Here is a 14,983-nt window from a genome sequence, read left to right as displayed (position 1 = left end):
TCAGCTGAAATTCGGTGTCGGCGGGCGGTAGTCGCTCAAGTGAATGGTTTTGAACCATTCGATGGTGTGCTGAAGCCCCTGATCCAATTCGATCTTTGGTTCCCAGCCCAGTTTCTCTTTGGCGAGAGAAATGTCAGGGCGGCGTCGCGTCGGATCATCGGACGGCAAGGGTGCTTCGATCAGTTTACTGCTCGAGCCCGTCAGCTCGATCGTCTTTTCCGCAAGTTGACGAATGGTGAACTCGTGGGGATTGCCAATGTTGACCGGTCCGATGAACCCATCGCAATTCATCATTCGGATGATGACTTCGACCAAATCATCTCGGTAGCAGAACGATCGGGTTTGCGAGCCGTCGCCAAAGATGGTGATGTCGTCGCCCGCCAACGCTTGCCGGATGAAGTTGGCAACGACGCGTCCATCAAAGGGATGCATCCGTGGTCCGTAAGTGTTGAAAATCCGAACGATCCGGACGTCAACGTTGTTGCTGCGGTGATAATCCATGAACAACGTTTCGGCGACACGCTTGCCTTCGTCATAGCAAGCCCGAATGCCGATCGGATTGACACTGCCTCGATACGACTCGGTTTGGGGGTGTTGTTCGGGGTCACCGTACACCTCGCTGGTGCTGGCCTGCAGAATTCGAGCACCGCATCGTTTGGCGATCCCCAACATGTTGATCGATCCCATCACGCTGGTCTTGATCGTTTTGATGGGGTTGAACTGGTAGTGCCCTGGAGCGGCGGGGCACGCCATGTTGTAGATCTGGTCGACTTCCAGGTGGATCGGCAGTGTGATGTCGTGCCGAATGAGTTCAAAGTTTGGTTTGTCGAGCAGATGAACCACATTCGACTTCTGGCTGGTGAAGAAGTTGTCCAGGCAGATCACGTCGTGCCCTTCGTGCACCAACCGTTCACAGAGATGCGATCCCAGAAAGCCAGCGCCGCCCGTTACCAAAATGCGTTGAATCATCGATCAAGCCGTTTCCAGATAACCGTCTGTCGGTCAGAAGTCAAAATTGAACAAGACCCACAATTCTACACGGTCGGGTGACCTGGGCGAGCCGAATGCGATGAGAAACGGGGGACGATCCTGGGGCGTTGGTCAACCATTCGGAACGTGAGCGTTACACGGATTGCGAATGCTTTCCAAGCCAGCGAGTCAGGAGCTTTTCAATCAACATACAATTCACGATTGTCGATCAACCGCGTGGAGCCCACCCGAGCTGCTATCAGGGCCACCACATTTTGTTCGATCTCTGAGACCGGCAACAGACTCTCTCGATCCACCACCACGGCGTAATCCACGCTGTCACAATCCGTGAGATGATCGGCCAGAATGGCCTGCAGGCGATGGGGGCTTCGCTCTCCCCCGCGAAACGCCGCTTCTGTCTCCTGAAGCGCACGAGACAGGCACAGTGCACGTTGGCGTTCGCTCTTGGAGAGATACCGGTTGCGGCTGCTCATCGCCAAGCCGTCCGGTTCGCGGATGATCTCGCAGGGAACGATCTGGGTTGGCAGATTCAGATCCCGCACCATGTGCTCGATCACACAGAGCTGTTGAAAGTCTTTGCGACCAAAGAACGCGAAATCCGCCGGGGCAGCCAGAAACAATTTCAACACCACGGTCGCGACGCCAACAAAGTGGTCCGGGCGATGCACCCCCTCCAGGGGCAACGCAACGGACGAGGGCTGCACCGAAGTCGCAACCTGCCCCGCTCGCTCGGGATACATCTCCGCCGCCGAGGGCAGAAAGACCGCCTCGACACCGGCCTGCCGAAGCTTGGCCAAGTCCTCTTCGAGCGGCCGGGGATAGTGATCGAGGTCTTCGTGGGCAGCAAACTGGGTGGGGTTCACGAAGATCGTGGTGACACAGTGGTCACAGCGTTCCTTTGCCGCCTGAACCAGCGACAAATGACCTTCGTGCAGCGCACCCATCGTGGGCACCAACCCAATCGTTCGTTGTTCACTGGATTGTTGGCGACACCATGCGCGCATGGAATCAATGGTGGAAAACGTTTGCAACAGAGGGCCTTGAACGAGAACCGGGGAAAGTGAGCGAGAACGCCAAACGGGCCAATTCAAACATGACGCGATGACGATTCACCGTCGGTGAATCAATCGTCGTTGGTTCCGGTGGCACCATCCAAAACTTCTTCCGCGACAAAGATCGGCAACGGGGGATCAAACGTGACCGCCACGGCAATGGCATCACTCGGTCTGGCGTCGACTTCGATCAGTTCGCCGTCCCGGGTCCGCAGGTGCAACTGTGCAAAGTACGTGTGCTCGGACAAATCGCTGATCACGACTTGTTCGATCGTTGCATCGAGCGATTCGGCAACGTTGACAATCAAATCGTGGGTCAACGGTCGCGGGGGGACGTAGTCGTTTTTCACACGTCGATCGATGTTGGTGGCTTCGAAGATTCCAATCATGATCGGGAATTGGCGGGTGCCGTCGACTTCCTTGAGATAAATGACTTGATTGTCGGTCAGCTCGGAAATGATGATCCGAGCGAGTTGCATTTGGACGGTCATGAAAAAATTCGCCAAAAGGTTCCAGAATGCATGCGAATCAATGAATTCGCATGGGCCGAGTTTTCAGGCTCGACCATTGCATGATATCGCAGCCCAACGATGCCTTCCATGATGAGGGTCGCGGATTATTCCGGTTGTGCGGAAGCGGGGAAGGGAAATCCTCCCAGGGCAACGAATTTGGGGTTGCACACACCGCACGTATCACAAACGCGTCCCATGGTTGAGGTGGACGCAGAGCCAAGTGCTTTTTGTCCAGGGTCACTCCGTTGCTTCGGCACCCCACTGGTTGACCCCTTCTACTCAACATCAACCCATCTTTGGGATAAATAACATGACTCGGATCAACACCAACGTTTCTTCTTTGGTCGCACAGAACCGCCTCCAAAGCAGCAACAATGACCTGCAAGAATCTTTGACTCGTTTGAGCACCGGTCTTCGAATCAACTCGGGCAGCGACGACCCTGCTGGTTTGATTGCCAGCGAAGCGCTGCGAAGTGAAATCACTGGACTGACCAAATCGATCAGCAACACGCAACGTGCCAGCCAGATCATCAGCACCGCCGACAGTGCCCTGGGCCAAGTCAGCAACTTGCTCAACGACGTTCGTGGTCTGGTGGTGGAAGCCGCCAACTCGGGTGCGTTGAGCAACGAGGAAATCGCTGCGAACCAATTGCAGATCGACAGCTCGCTCGAAGCCATCAACCGAATCGCACAAACGACGACTTTCCAAGGTCGGAAGCTGCTCGACGGTTCCCAAGACTTCATCAGCACTGCCAATAGCGTGAGCAGCGTCAGCGACGTCTCGATTGATCAAGCCAAGCTCGGCAAAACCGGTCAAATCGACGTGGAAGTGGTCATCAACTCGGCTGCGACGCAAGCGAGTGCAACCGCCAGTGATTCCGGGTTCACGACGCCTGCCAACGCAACTGCCAGCACTCCCGATGTTGGAACAGCCGCACAGACGATCAATGGTGAAACCATCGATATCACTGGCGAAGGCTTGACCAGCATCGTCATCACGAATGACAGCAACGCTTCAGGACCAGGCGAGGCTTCGTTCGACTCCGATACCGGCGTGTTGACGATCACCGGCAACTTCGAAGGCGATTCAGCGAACCCAGGTGAAGTGGACGCTGATGCCGACGCCGAAGTGATTCAGGCTGCGATCAATTCCATCGAAGGATTTGTCGCGACCGGAGCAACAGCTCCTGGTACCGCAGCGGCAGCCACCGCCGCCACCGTTGACTCCAATGGAGCCGCACTGCAAATCGACGCCGCCTCGCTTGGTTCGGACTTCAACAACGTTTCGATCAACTTTGTGTCGGGTGCTGCAAACGAAGCTTCATACGACGAAGATCAAAAGATTCTGACGGTCACCGTCAATAGCAGTGCCCCTCAAGACGCATCCGCTTTGGCAACCGTCATCGAATCGGTGCAAGTCGACGGCGAACAAGCCTTCAACGTAACCGCCAACGCAGACGCCCAAGTCGATATCGCCGACGGCATCGACAGTTTAGACACCGGCAGCACCGGTGGCGAAACCCTCAACGCAGACTTGGTCTTCCAGCTCAACGGCGAGAACGGAGCTGAAACGTTCAACTTCGGTGCTGGAACAAGCAAGGATCAAATTGCTGCCGCAGTGAACTTGGTTTCTGACAGCACCGGTGTGGAAGCCGACGCAACGAACGGCTTGGAATTCACCTCGACCACCTACGGCAGTGATTCCTTGGTCAACATCGACGTCATCAGTGAAGGTGCAGGCGGAACTTTCGAGGCGAGCCTCGACAACGTGCGTTCGACCGGTACCGACGTGGTTGCCACCGTCAACGGTGTGACCGCCAACGGCAACGGAAACAGCCTGTCGATCAACACCAGCTCGTTGGATTTGAGCTTGACCGTCGATGACGGAAGCAGCACCAACTTCAGCTTCAGCATCACCGGTGGTGGAGCCACATTCCAATTGGGTCCCGATGTGACCAGCACCCAGCAAGCAAGCTTGGGGATTGGCAGCGTTTCGACGGGCAAATTGGGCGGAGCGTCCGGACGTCTCTACGAACTGGGCAGTGGCCAATCCAAGAGTTTGACCAACGACGTCGAAGGTGCCGCCAAGGTCATCGACGAAGTGATCGGCAAAGTGGTCGGTCTGCGTGGTCGTCTGGGTTCGTTCCAAAGCACAACGCTGGAAAGCAACATGGTTTCGCTGAACGAAACCAAAGCCAACCTGCAAGAAGCTGAAAGCTCGATCCGTGACGCTGACTTCGCTCAAGAATCAGCCAACCTGACACGTGCTCAAATCCTGGTTCAATCCGGTACCAACGTGCTGTCATTGGCAAACCAAAACCCACGGAACGTGTTGTCGTTGCTGGGTTAATCCCCGCTTCATCTCGATCGGCAACAAAGTTCGCTGGTTGAGCCGAGACTTCCAACATCAAAAAGCAGGAGTGAGCCCAGGCTCGCTTCTGCTTTTTTCATTTAATCAGCGAACTGTCTCAGTCGTTGACGGTTCACGGTCGACTTCAAGCGTCTCGCGTTCGGATTATGCAACGTCACCGATGTCAAACGGCAACGATTGGGAAGCTTTTTCGAGGCACCGTCGCTTCCTGTCACGCATCCTAACCTAGCTGGAGAACGCAACACGGATTCGTTTCCTCATCACGGAGGGAACATCACGCTCTTATCCGGTGTGAGGATGGCCCCCCTCGTGTCTTTGGATGAAGTTTTCCTTCGTCCACGTCGATAACAAAATGCGCTGCATACCGGGACTCGTCCTGTGTGCCCGTTTCCAATTCCCGCAACCGGAAACCCGATGTACAACACGGCTGACTCCTTCGTCCCACCCCCGATGACCTTTGTTGGTGACGAATCCTCTGTGCCATCGAACGAGCCACAAGAGCAAGCCCTGGAGATGCCAGGCGACTCTGCGTCGCGTCATGGCGAAACAGGCAGCCTCAGCGAGGGAATGGAGAACTTTGGTCGACGCCGGGGCGACGCGTACCTGGAATCCATGGTTCAGACAGCATCGCCCGCCCGATTGCGTCTGATGGTGATCGAGCGTGCCGTGGAAGTCTCGCGGCACTTGGCTCACCACTGGAACTCCCAACCTGGCAAACGCGGGACGAACGAGTATTCGTTGAAGTTGCTCGAGTTGTTGTCGGAACTGCTTTCGGGAGTCACCGACAACTCCGTCGAAGTTTGCCGCACCGTCGCTGACCTGTACGTCTTCTTGTGCCAGCACTTGATTGCAGCCGAACAGAATGGCGATTCCTCCATGATCGACGAAATCCGCTTGGTGCTGGAAACGGAAGCAGAGACCTGGCGAATGGTCTGTGCTCAGGAAGGGACGGACAAGACACCTTCCAACAAACGCATCGCTGACGTGCTATCAGGCAGTGGTGGATTGAACCTGCAGGGTTGATCCCTGCCTTTTGAAACAAGCTCGCAGCAATTCCCGAAAACGTTGCTGCGAGATGCTACTTCAGGTCACCGGTCGGCTCACACAGAGCGACTGACGTGACACGTCGACTCGAGGATTGAGTTGACCTTCTTCAGGCCGGACGCCGCTTCGTTCCCCAACGCTACCGGCCTGCCCTTCTATGTCGTCCACCCTCCAATCCGCCATCGCTCAGCTCGCTGGAACACGTTGTCTGGTCACGGGAGCGGCGGGATTCATTGGCTCGCAAATGGTTGAACGATTGCTTGATGCCGGTGCCAACGTGGTCGCACTCGACAACCTCAGCACAGGTTTCCTTCACAACCTGACGCCGTTTCAGGAAGGCCCCGCTCAAGATCGGTTGACGTTCGTTGAAGGCGATGCAGCCGACCGAACCTGCGTGGAAAAAGCCGTCGAAAACGTCGACCACATCTTTCATTTTGCAGCGATGGCAAGCGTCCCACGGAGCATGCGTGAACCCGGGTTGTGCCACGAATGGACAACCACCAGCACCGTTGAATTGCTCGCCGCCGGGGCGGCTGCTGGTGTCAAACGGTTGGTGCTCTCGTCGACCAGCGCCGTGTATGGGAACTCGCCCTATGTCGCCAAGCGAGAAGATGACATGCCCGCCCCTTTGTCGCCGTATGCGGCGGCGAAGTTGTCCTCGGAGAACTACTGCCAAGTCTTTCAGCGTGAGTTCCCGATCGAAACGGTGGTCCTGAGGTACTTCAACGTGTTCGGCCCAAGGCAAGATCCCCAAAGCGAATACAGCGCTGTGATCCCACGCTTCGTTTCCATGATCCTCAGCGGCGAACGCCCGGTCATCTACGGGGACGGACAACAATCCCGCGACTTTGTGTTTGTGCGAGACGTCGCCCACGCAAACATGTTGGCAGCGACGGTGGAGGACGCTGCTGGCGGAGTCTTCAACGTCGGTCGCGGTCAACGCACAACGTTGTTGGATTTGCTGGACACGCTTCGCGAGTTGCTGGAAGGTGACATCCAACCCATTCACGAACCGCCTCGCGCAGGTGACGTTCGCGATTCGCTGGCAGACACGAATCAGATTCGTTCGCGGCTTGGGTTTGAGCCCACCGTGGACATGACGGAAGGACTTCGCCAAAGCATCGAGTACTACCGTGGTATCTGCTCCCAAGCGTGAGCGGTGGATCTGCGACGGGAAGGCCGTTCATGTGCGTGCTCCCCTGAATCGGCCTACAATGGCGAATCCCGTCGCCGTCCTTCCCATTCACTGAGAAAACCTCCATGCGTCTTTGGATGCTGCTCCCCATTCTAGCTGCGCCCCTCCAGTTAGCTTGGCAGGCCCCGGTCGCTGCGAAGCAGCCGATGAACGTGCTGTTCCTCATCTCGGACGACCTCACGTCCACGGCGCTGTCGTGTTACGGAAACGAAGTTTGCCAGACGCCGAACATTGACACCTTGGCGGCCGCGGGAACCCGATTCACGCGGGCGTATTGCCAGGCGACTTATTGCGGTCCCTCCCGAGCGTCTTTTCTGTCGGGGTACTACCCGCACGCAACCGGCGTTTTGGGCTACACAAGCCCGCGTCCACAGATCGGTGACCGCCAGACTTGGCCTCAATGTTTCAAAGACCAGGGCTACTACACGGCTCGTGTCAGCAAGATCTATCACATGGGTGTGCCGGGCGGAATTGAAACCGGCGGGGACGGACGAGACCACGATGGCGGCAACGGGGCGGATGACGCGATTTCATGGACAGAGCGTTTCAACAGCCCGGGACCAGAATGGAAAGCCACAGGCGATGGGGAAACGCTAGAGAACAACCCCGATGGGGCTCGTCCCGTCGTTGGAGGCAACACGTTTGTCGTGGTGGAAGCCGAAGGCGATGACAACGTTCACTCGGATGGGAAAACCGCCGTCAAAGCAGCCGACCTGATTCGTAAAAAAAGAGAGCAACCGTTTTGGTTGGGCGTTGGTTTTGTCCGTCCGCATGTTCCCTTCGTGGCTCCCGCGAAGTACTTCGAGCCCTTCAAACCGTATCGCAAAATTCGCCTGCCGGAACGCATCGAGGGCGACTGGGACGATATCCCGAAGTTGGGCATCAACTACAAAACCAGCCAGAACATGAAGATGGATCTCCGCCGCCAGCGCAAAGCGGTCGGTGGATACTACGCGTCGGTCGCCTACATGGATGCGCAAGTCGGCAAGGTGCTGGCGGCGCTCCGCGAATCCGGGCAAGAAGAAAACACGATCGTTGTTTTCACCAGCGACCACGGCTACCACTTGGGCGAGCATGATTTCTGGGCCAAGGTTTCTCTGAGAGATGAATCCTCGCGGGTCCCTCTGATCATCAAGGTCCCTGGCAAAGCCCCCGGTGTCTGCCACAGTTTGGTGGAGATGTTGGATTTGTACCCGACCCTGGCCAAGTTGTGCGAGGTGGAGGTCCCCGATCATGTGCAGGGCAAGGACCTTTCCAAGTTGCTGGATGATCCCACTCTCGCGGTTCGTGACGCGGCATTTTGTGTCGCGCCAATGAGAAAAGGGTTCCTCTTGAGAACAGATCGCTGGGCGTTCATTCAGTACAAGGAAGACGCGTCGGGCGGGATCGAACTGTTCGACACACAATCTGACCCGCAGCAGTTCACCAACCTCGCGTCCTCTCCCGAGCATGCCGCCGTGGTGGCGGAGATGAAACAACGCTTGACTCAAAAGCTCATTGATGTCCGAACGAATGACCTGGTCAACAGAAAACGGCAACCGGCGAAATAGGGAACGGTACCGAACCCGACCTCATTCTTCGTCTTGGTAGTGCATGCTCGCGGTCACGTTCCCGCAGTACTCACAGTGTGCCTGGATCCGTTTCCCAACCGATGCAGCCCCGCATCGGATACCGCCCACGTCCCACACGGACTGCTCGCGGTGGCAATGCGGGCACCGGATCATCCACTTTTTCGACGAATCGCGAACGCGAACAAACCAAGCCTCTGGCAAAAGCGATTCTGCCATCCTCTGGATCTTCGACATCGTCACACCTCGGTCCACATGAGCCCGCGAATTCGACAACCAGTCTTCAGTCTAGCGAACCGGGGGCGAGGAAGGGCCACGAACTGATCGCGAATGCGGTTGATTCTTGCCGCGACAATGAAATCGGATGGTCGTTCGTCGCAGCCATTGGAAGCAAGATTGGTCCGTTCGCGGCCGACTACCGCGATCGTTGGCGCCGCTTCCAACACGGGCGGTGCGAGATTCCCGATGATCATTGCAAGGGACGCTCAAGCAGCGTTGTTCACCGGCACGTGCCGTCGCCAACTCCGCTAGAATCAGACTGCATTTTGACAACCATGACGATCAATCAACTTGGCGGAGACATTCGATGAAGGCAATTCTGGCACTGGATCAAGGAACAACGAGTTCTCGAGCGATCCTGTTTGCGCACGATGGATCGATCATCGGGATGACCCAGCAAGAGTTCACACAGCACTACCCCAAACCGGGCTGGGTGGAACACGACGCGAACGAAATTTGGGAGACGCAACTGTCGGTCGCTCAAACGGTGCTTCAACAGCACAGCATGGACGCCTCTGACGTGCACGCCATTGGAATCACCAATCAACGGGAAACCACCTTGGTGTGGGACCGCGCCACCGGCGAACCGATTCACAACGCCATCGTGTGGCAAGATCGAAGAACGGCTCCCGATTGCGATGCGTTGCGGGAAGCAGGCCGATCAGAACTGGTTCAGCACAAGACGGGATTGGTCATCGACGCCTATTTCTGCGCCACGAAGCTGCACTGGATTCTCGAGAACGTTTCTGGGGCCAAAGAGCGAGCCGAAAAGGGCGAGCTTGCATTTGGGACCATCGACAGCTGGTTGTTTTGGAAGTTGACGGGCGGAAACGTCCACGCCACCGATGTCACCAACGCCTCTCGAACAATGCTGTGGAACATTCACACAGGGAAGTGGGACGACGAGTTGCTAAAATTGTTTGACATCCCGAAAGCCATTCTTCCCAGCGTCCACCCGTCCAGTCACGTGTACGGTGAAACGGAACCCTCGCTGTTTGGCAAATCCATTCCACTGGGTGGAGCGGCGGGCGACCAGCAATCCGCTTTGCTGGGACAGAACTGCACCCAGCCCGGCATGGCGAAGAACACTTACGGCACCGGATGTTTCATGTTGATGAACATCGGTGACACGCCGTCCCCCTCTCCTTCACGCTTGTTGACCACCGTTGCCTGCTGGGATGGCGACAAACGAGAGTACGCCTACGAAGGCAGCATCTTCATCGCCGGTGCGATTGTGCAGTGGTTGCGAGACGGACTGGGGATCATCCAGTCGTCCTCCGAAGTCGAATCGCTCGCTGCCAGCGTGGACGATACCGACGGCGTGTACCTCGTTCCAGCGTTCGCCGGTCTCGGCGCACCACACTGGGATTCCTACGCACGGGGCATTTTGGTTGGCCTGACTCGCGGGACCACCAAGGCTCACATCGCTCGTGCCGCACTGGAGGGCATTGCCTTCCAAGTTGCAGATGTGCTCGACGCGATGCGGAAGGATTCCGGCGTCGCGATCGAGGAACTGCGAGTCGATGGCGGAGCGGCCGCCAATGACTTGTTGATGCAATTCCAGGCTGACATCATTGGTGCTCGCGTGGTCCGTCCCAAGATCATTGAAACCACGGCGGCTGGGGCGGCCTATGTCGCCGGCCTCGCGACCGGTTTCTGGAAGGATTACGCCGACATCGAGCGAATCTGGGAAACCGACCGCGTGTTCGAGCCCCAAATGGCAGCCGATGAGGTGTCGCGACGCCGAATTCGCTGGGCCAAAGCGCTCGAGCGTTCCAAGCAGTGGGCAGAACTCGAATCCGCGACCGACTGACTTCTCGCTCGCCCTGTGATGACAGGACGCGTCTCCTCTCGCTCAACTTCTCTTGCTCCTTTCGGTTCATAAATGCAACGCGAACATTCCCTGACCCAGCTCAACGAACGTTCCGAGCCCTGGGACATTGTCATCATTGGCGGCGGTGCGACGGGGGTTGGAATCGCCATGGATGCTGCCGCGCGTGGTCTGGATTGCCTGCTGCTCGAACAAGCTGACTTCGGCAAGGGAACGTCCAGCCGCAGCACCAAACTGGTACATGGCGGCGTCCGCTACCTCCAACAAGGCAACATCACGTTGGTGCGAGATGCCTTGAAGGAGCGCACGCTGCTTCGCAACAACGCGCCACAACTGGTGCATGACATGCCGTTTTTGATCCCCTGTGGTTCGTTGATGGAACGGATGTATTACGCAACGGGCCTGAAAGTTTACGACTGGTTGGCGACCGGAAACCGTTTCGGGCGGTCTCACGCGATTGGTCCCCAAGAAGCCGCACAGCGAGTGCCGACCTTGCAGAAGCAGAAAGCCAACGGAGGCGTGATCTATCACGACGGGCAGTTCGATGACACGCGGTTGCTCATCAGCATGGCTCGGACCGCTGCGGAGCATGGGGCGTGCCTGTTGAACTACGTTGCCGTGACGGGACTCTCGAAAGACGATGCGGGTGAAATCAACGGTGTGCTTGCCGAGGACCGCGAAACGGGTGCCACGCTATCGATCGGGGCACGCCGAGTGATCAATGCCGCAGGGCCGTTCTGTGATGCTGTCCGAGCGATGGACGAGCCGGCTGCTGAAAAGATGCTGGCGGCCAGCCAAGGTGTGCATCTCGTTCTGCCCCGCCGCTTCTTCCCCGGCGACATTGCGATGATTGTTCCCAAAACGTCTGACGGTCGCGTTCTGTTCATCATCCCTTGGCACAATCATGCGGTGGTCGGAACCACCGACACGGCGATTGAGACCGTGTCGCTGGAACCCAAACCACAAGCCGGAGAGATTGAATTTCTTCTGGAGACTGCAAAGGAGTACTTGGTCGAAGCACCAGCGCGTGAAGATGTCCTCAGCGTGTTCACCGGGATCCGACCACTGGTCAAAGGCGACAAGTCATCACGAACCGCGTCGCTGTCTCGCGATCACACCATTCGCATCTCCGATTCCAAGCTGATCACGATCACCGGTGGCAAATGGACGACGGTCCGCAAGATGGCTGAGGACTGCGTCGATCGAACGATTGCCTCGACGAAAAATTCAGCCACTCCGCTCACCGCGACTGGCTGCCAAACGGAAACACTTCACCTGCATGGCTACGATCCAAACTCGGGATCGACCAACACCGTCGCCGGTGCGGGGCGAGGGCACTACGGATCGGACCTGCCCGAGATCGAACGACTGGAACAAGAGAAACCCGAGTGGAGCCAGAAGTTGCACACGGACCTCTCCATCACCGGTGGCGAAGTGATCTGGGCGGTCCGGAACGAGATGGCAAGGGCGGTCGAAGATGTGCTGGCTCGCCGAACCCGATGCCTGTTTTTGAACTCCAAAGCAACGGTCCAGATCTCAGAGACGGTTGCCAAGCTGATGGCCACTGAGATGCATCGTGATGAAGCGTGGATCGCGGAACAAGTCGCATCCTTTGCAAAACTGGCTGAGGCCTATCAGATCACCTGACGTGAACTGGACGGGGCAGGTCGCGCGGATGCGTCACTCGGTGGCAGGCAAACACCACTGCATGCGTTTAGCAAAGTCCGCTTGAAATTCGGGACGCCAACGGCTGACCGATGTGCGAGGATCGTAGTTCGTGGTGGCCGTTCGGTCTCGGTACCATCCGTCGTCTTGCTTCGTGAACTCCCCGCCCCAACCAGGTTGGCTTGGGTCTTTGGGATCATTCCCGCCTTTCGGCAGGAAGAAAAACCACGAAGGCGTGTCACCTTCCTTCAGGCAACCGTGCGGATTGGGTGCCGTCCAAGTCTTGGTGGGATACAACGCTCCCAGTGGTCCCTTGCTTCGAACATTGGCTTCAATCCAATTTCGTCCGGTCAGGCTTTCATCACCCGTCAAATACATCCCACGAAAATTCGCGGTGCGTTTGTCGGCGTTCGGTGCCGCTGTGGATAGCACATAGTGCATCCCCGGAAATTGCTTTCGCATCCAATTGGCAATGCCGTCCTGGTCGGCGATGTCATAGACAGAGAACTTGCGAACAAACGCTGCGAATCCATCCGGACCGCGTGTCGCTTGGACTCGGTCAAGGGCCTGAGCCAGATCAGTTTGCCCACCCCAGACGGTGATGCAAAGGGGCGACTCCACCGACCCCGCATCAATCCGTTTGATCAACAAACGTGATCCATCGGTGTCATGTCCCTCACCGATGTGAGGGCGTTCCCGATTCGGATTGCCTGACACGACGACGCCGCGAAGTGCATCCGCCTCCGGCCAACCTTTGGCGTGTTGTTGCAAATTCGGCCGAACATGTTCGTAGGCATCGATGAGTTCATGAATCAGGTCAGGCCGAGTGATCGATTCCTTCAGTTCACCTCGTGTCCCTGACGCACTGGCGATCAACGCTTCGATCTCAAACTCGTTGGAATAAACCAACAGGCGAACCAACGATTGCGTGTCATCGGGATCGCCGCCAATGTCAGTCAACACAGCCAGTCGTGGTCGTTCGGCAGAGACGGTGGGAATCATCACGGACAAGAGACCGGTGAAGATCACCCCAGCCACAAGGAGTTGTTTTCGAGTCGACACATCAGTTCCTTATTGCAAATGCGAAATCATTCTTTCCAGGCAGTGAGTGTATAGAGCGCACCGCAAGAATGTTGGTCATCCTCTGTCGAAACCCACCACACTGTGGTGTAATGTTGGCCGTTGAAGAGAAGCGACGGAGTGCATTCAGTCGTTCTCGGCCGTTCGCAGTCGCAATCGCGATTCGAACATTGGTGAGTGTTGTGTTTGATTCGCCATGCTTTTTGATTTCCCAGTCGCCCATTCTTTCTCGCACCATCCCCCATGACCCAATCCTTTCATCTCGTCATCTTAGGTGGCGATGGCATCGGCCCCGAAGTTTGTGACCAATCGGTTCGGTTGCTTGAAATCATGCAATCGAATTTGAACGGAGTCGCCTTCGAACTCGACCATCACAGCGTCGGCGTTGGCGAGTATCAGCGATCCGGGGAAGCACTGCCTCAGTCGGCATTCGATGCCTGCCTGGCATCCGATGCGGTGTTGCTCGGCGCGATGGGATTGCCTAACGTTCGCTACCCCAATGGCAAAGAGATCGCACCTCAATTGGACCTTCGCGAGCGTTTGCAGTTGTACGGTGGTGTCCGCCCAATTCGCCTCTTTCACGAAGACGACACCCCGTTGAAGGGCCAAGGCCCCGGTGACATCGACTTTGTGCTGGTTCGCGAGAGCACCGAAGGGTTGTTCTATGGACGTGATGCGATTGCGGATCTGGACGCGGATGAAGCGACCAACTTGCTCCGGATCAGCCGATCGGCATCGGAACGGGTTTGCCGCTTGGCATTCCAAACCGCTCGTCGCCGAAACGGCAAGAAGACGGTCACCTTGATCGACAAGGCCAACGTGCTTTCCTCAATGGTTTATTTTCGTCACGTGTTTGACGAAGTCGCCAAGGAGTTCCCGGACATCAAAGCCGATCATGTTTATGTCGATGCAGCTGCATTGTTCTTGGTCCGTCGCCCACAAGACTTCGATGTCATGGTCACGGAAAACATGTTCGGCGACATCCTCTCTGACTTGGCCGCCGGTCTGGTCGGTGGAATGGGAATGGCGCCTTCGGGCGACTTGGGTGACAACGCAGCGGTCTTTCAACCTTCGCATGGTTCGGCCCCCGATATCGCCGGGCAATCGATCGCCAATCCAATTGCGATGCACCTGTCGACCGCAATGATGTTGGAGTGGCTGGGTCACCCTGAAACACGCCGCGCAGCGGACGCTTTGAACGGTGCCATCTCGGACGTTTTGTCTGACCCAACGCAGCGGACCGCGGACATGGGCGGCCAACTTTCGACGGTCGAGATCACGGACAAAATCGCAGCTCATCTGAGTCGACGACTCCAGGGTGAAACGACGCCCGTCTGAAGTTCGCCTTGAATTGATTCAATCGCGAGCGCATTCTCTTTCTCATCCCACGGACATC

Annotated in this window: 12 protein-coding genes; 7 read left to right on the top strand and 5 right to left on the bottom strand. The window is 56.9% G+C overall.

The window, feature by feature from the left end:
- From UH5x_RS03665 to UH5x_RS03655, 3 genes are all read right to left on the bottom strand, one after another.
- The gene (locus tag UH5x_RS03665; RefSeq protein WP_047815461.1) at positions 1-969 is read right to left on the bottom strand and encodes a UDP-glucuronic acid decarboxylase family protein; all 969 of its coding nucleotides are present in this window, start codon (positions 967-969) and stop codon (positions 1-3) included.
- A 200-nt stretch (positions 970-1,169) separates the two neighbouring features.
- A complete protein-coding gene (gene panC, locus UH5x_RS03660; protein ID WP_482634746.1) occupies positions 1,170-2,021 on the bottom strand; it encodes a pantoate--beta-alanine ligase in 852 nt (283 codons plus the stop codon).
- A gap of 92 nt (positions 2,022-2,113) precedes the next feature.
- Positions 2,114-2,533, bottom strand: coding sequence for a bifunctional nuclease family protein (locus UH5x_RS03655; RefSeq protein WP_047815460.1), 420 nt, complete (start codon positions 2,531-2,533; stop codon positions 2,114-2,116).
- 331 nt (positions 2,534-2,864) lie between these two features.
- Here UH5x_RS03655 and UH5x_RS03650 point away from each other — a divergent pair, with 331 nt between their 5' ends.
- The 4 genes from UH5x_RS03650 to UH5x_RS03635 all read left to right on the top strand — a co-directional run bounded on the left by UH5x_RS03650 (position 2,865) and on the right by UH5x_RS03635 (position 8,714).
- Positions 2,865-4,904, top strand: coding sequence for a flagellin N-terminal helical domain-containing protein (locus UH5x_RS03650; protein WP_482634745.1), 2,040 nt, complete (start codon positions 2,865-2,867; stop codon positions 4,902-4,904).
- A 588-nt stretch (positions 4,905-5,492) separates the two neighbouring features.
- Positions 5,493-5,948, top strand: coding sequence for a flagellar protein FliS (locus UH5x_RS03645; protein WP_315852653.1), 456 nt, complete (start codon positions 5,493-5,495; stop codon positions 5,946-5,948).
- Positions 5,949-6,126: 178 nt separating this feature from the next.
- A complete protein-coding gene (locus UH5x_RS03640; RefSeq protein ID WP_482634744.1) occupies positions 6,127-7,125 on the top strand; it encodes an SDR family oxidoreductase in 999 nt (332 codons plus the stop codon).
- Between the two features lie 185 nt (positions 7,126-7,310).
- Entirely contained in the window at positions 7,311-8,714 is a 1,404-nt protein-coding gene (locus UH5x_RS03635) for a sulfatase (RefSeq protein WP_482634743.1), read from the top strand.
- A gap of 21 nt (positions 8,715-8,735) precedes the next feature.
- Here UH5x_RS03635 and UH5x_RS03630 read toward each other — a convergent pair whose 3' ends face one another.
- Entirely contained in the window at positions 8,736-8,951 is a 216-nt protein-coding gene (locus UH5x_RS03630) for a hypothetical protein (RefSeq protein WP_482634742.1), read from the bottom strand.
- Positions 8,952-9,318: 367 nt separating this feature from the next.
- Here UH5x_RS03630 and glpK point away from each other — a divergent pair, with 367 nt between their 5' ends.
- Positions 9,319-10,824, top strand: a complete 1,506-nt coding sequence (glpK, locus tag UH5x_RS03625) for a glycerol kinase GlpK (RefSeq protein ID WP_482634741.1) — start codon at positions 9,319-9,321, stop codon at positions 10,822-10,824.
- A 72-nt stretch (positions 10,825-10,896) separates the two neighbouring features.
- Positions 10,897-12,489, top strand: coding sequence for a glycerol-3-phosphate dehydrogenase/oxidase (locus tag UH5x_RS03620; RefSeq protein WP_482634740.1), 1,593 nt, complete (start codon positions 10,897-10,899; stop codon positions 12,487-12,489).
- A 33-nt stretch (positions 12,490-12,522) separates the two neighbouring features.
- On the opposite strand, the gene UH5x_RS03615 is transcribed toward UH5x_RS03620, so the two are convergent.
- On the bottom strand, positions 12,523-13,569 hold the full coding sequence (locus tag UH5x_RS03615) for a DUF1593 domain-containing protein (RefSeq protein ID WP_047815453.1): 1,047 nt from the start codon (positions 13,567-13,569) through the stop codon (positions 12,523-12,525).
- Between the two features lie 261 nt (positions 13,570-13,830).
- Here UH5x_RS03615 and UH5x_RS03610 point away from each other — a divergent pair, with 261 nt between their 5' ends.
- A complete protein-coding gene (locus tag UH5x_RS03610) occupies positions 13,831-14,925 on the top strand; it encodes an isocitrate/isopropylmalate dehydrogenase family protein (RefSeq protein ID WP_482634739.1) in 1,095 nt (364 codons plus the stop codon).
- The last annotated feature ends 58 nt before the right edge of the window (positions 14,926-14,983 follow it).

It is taken from the genome of Rhodopirellula sp. UH5 (genome assembly GCF_056839225.1).
Note: the sequence above shows the minus strand (reverse complement) of the source record. Positions and strands in the feature narration are given on the sequence as shown.

Bases quoted from the DNA above. Each gene is read 5' to 3' on its own strand.
- UH5x_RS03665 (WP_047815461.1), bottom strand. From the start codon at position 969: ATGATTCAACGCATTTTGGTAACGGGCGGCGCTGGCTTTCTGGGATCG.
- UH5x_RS03655 (WP_047815460.1), bottom strand. From the start codon at position 2,533: ATGACCGTCCAAATGCAACTCGCTCGGATCATCATTTCCGAGCTGACC.
- UH5x_RS03650 (WP_482634745.1), top strand. From the start codon at position 2,865: ATGACTCGGATCAACACCAACGTTTCTTCTTTGGTCGCACAGAACCGC.
- UH5x_RS03645 (WP_315852653.1), top strand. From the start codon at position 5,493: ATGGAGAACTTTGGTCGACGCCGGGGCGACGCGTACCTGGAATCCATG.
- UH5x_RS03640 (WP_482634744.1), top strand. From the start codon at position 6,127: ATGTCGTCCACCCTCCAATCCGCCATCGCTCAGCTCGCTGGAACACGT.
- UH5x_RS03635 (WP_482634743.1), top strand. From the start codon at position 7,311: ATGAACGTGCTGTTCCTCATCTCGGACGACCTCACGTCCACGGCGCTG.
- UH5x_RS03630 (WP_482634742.1), bottom strand. From the start codon at position 8,951: ATGGCAGAATCGCTTTTGCCAGAGGCTTGGTTTGTTCGCGTTCGCGAT.
- glpK (WP_482634741.1), top strand. From the start codon at position 9,319: ATGAAGGCAATTCTGGCACTGGATCAAGGAACAACGAGTTCTCGAGCG.
- UH5x_RS03620 (WP_482634740.1), top strand. From the start codon at position 10,897: ATGCAACGCGAACATTCCCTGACCCAGCTCAACGAACGTTCCGAGCCC.
- UH5x_RS03610 (WP_482634739.1), top strand. From the start codon at position 13,831: ATGACCCAATCCTTTCATCTCGTCATCTTAGGTGGCGATGGCATCGGC.